This is a genomic window from Rickettsia endosymbiont of Cardiosporidium cionae, from assembly GCF_015476335.1.
In the GTDB taxonomy this organism is placed as follows: Bacteria; Pseudomonadota; Alphaproteobacteria; order Rickettsiales; family Rickettsiaceae; genus JADHZC01.
Genome location: NZ_JADAQY010000027.1, coordinates 1 through 1269, shown reverse-complemented (window position 1 = coordinate 1269; position 1269 = coordinate 1). Strand labels below are relative to the sequence as shown.

Here is a 1269-nt window from a genome sequence, read left to right as displayed (position 1 = left end):
ACATCCAAGCTGAGGGCACGTGTACGTACATTATTCGTACTATTTCTTCTTGTCGATAATCCGCAGGTGAATTAAAAATAGCTAAATAGAAAGTGTAAGAAAATAATATTAAGCATAAAAATGCTAATTTAGTCTGTATTTTATCTATTATTTTTTTTATAAATTGAGGATTTAATATTTTTTTATTGTACATGATTAACAATCTCTATCATTGAGACTAAGTGTCCACTATGTTTTTTGTTATTTAAGGTTGATCTTCTAAAACTAAAAAAATTTTCTGGATCACTGAAACTATTTTTTTCTACATTAAATATGTTTTGTAATTCTAGTTTTTCTAATTTCATTTCAATATATTTGGGCAAATTAAATTTATAATGAGAAGGGTTTGATGAATTAATAAAAAATACCTCATTATATTTATCTTCCTCTATAAAATAATCATAAAAATTGCTATCAACCTCATAAGAGTCTTGATGTATACAGGGCCCAATTGTTGCTGATATTTGTTTTGCCCCTATATTATACATTTTAGCTACAACATTTGATATTATGTCAGCTCTAGCCCCTCTCCAGCCTGCGTGTATTGCAGCAATGATTGTATTTTTTAAATCTGCTAGTAAAATTGGCGCACAATCTGCAGTGCTCACTCCTAATACTACTCCTTCTGTTTTTGTTATAAAGGCATCACATTCTGGTTCTTGCATATAGGGAAAATCTTTTTCTAAAATAAGAACTTTATTGCCATGTACTTGCTTTGGCATATTGATTTTCTTTGCATTAGAATTAAATATGCTTAGAGCTAATTTATGGTTATTTTGCATTTCTTTTTTAATTTTTTCATCTAATAAAGAATTATGTTCAACATATTTATGCGTACTGTTGACAATATTCTTGGTCAAGAAAGCATGCTTAATATAAGGATGATTGAGGTTGGGAGCAATAATCTTTTCTATCATAGTTTTTTAATTCTACGAAGTGTTTCTATTTTTCCTATGATTTGCATTATATCAAAAATACTAGGGGAGGAGGGGGTGCCAGTTAAGGCAATTCTAAGCATATTGCAAAGTAATTGCATTTTTATATTTTTTTCTTTTATAAAAATTTTTGCCACATCCAATAAATCATGTTTTACCCATGATTGTAATTGTTCTAATTTTGGGATGAATTCTTTATAAATTTTGATATTTTTATTAATCTCAGTGTATAATGAATCTTCGATTACAACATTGTTTCCAATAACATAAAATTTGGCAAATTTTATTACATCAT

General features: G+C 27.8%; 2 protein-coding genes and 1 pseudogene. All 3 read right to left on the bottom strand.

What is annotated here, in order from left to right; all coding sequences use genetic code 11:
* Positions 1–193 (bottom strand): annotated as a pseudogene (locus tag IHI24_RS04765) (heme ABC transporter permease); the annotation flags it as partial.
* Positions 183–956, bottom strand: a complete 774-nt coding sequence (gene pgeF, locus IHI24_RS04725; RefSeq protein WP_194966912.1) for a peptidoglycan editing factor PgeF — start codon at positions 954–956, stop codon at positions 183–185. The gene pgeF and the pseudogene IHI24_RS04765, both read right to left, overlap by 11 nt.
* Positions 953–1269 (bottom strand): hypothetical protein (locus IHI24_RS04720; RefSeq protein WP_228777164.1); only part of this gene is annotated, 317 nt, incomplete at its 5' end. The genes IHI24_RS04720 and pgeF, both read right to left, overlap by 4 nt.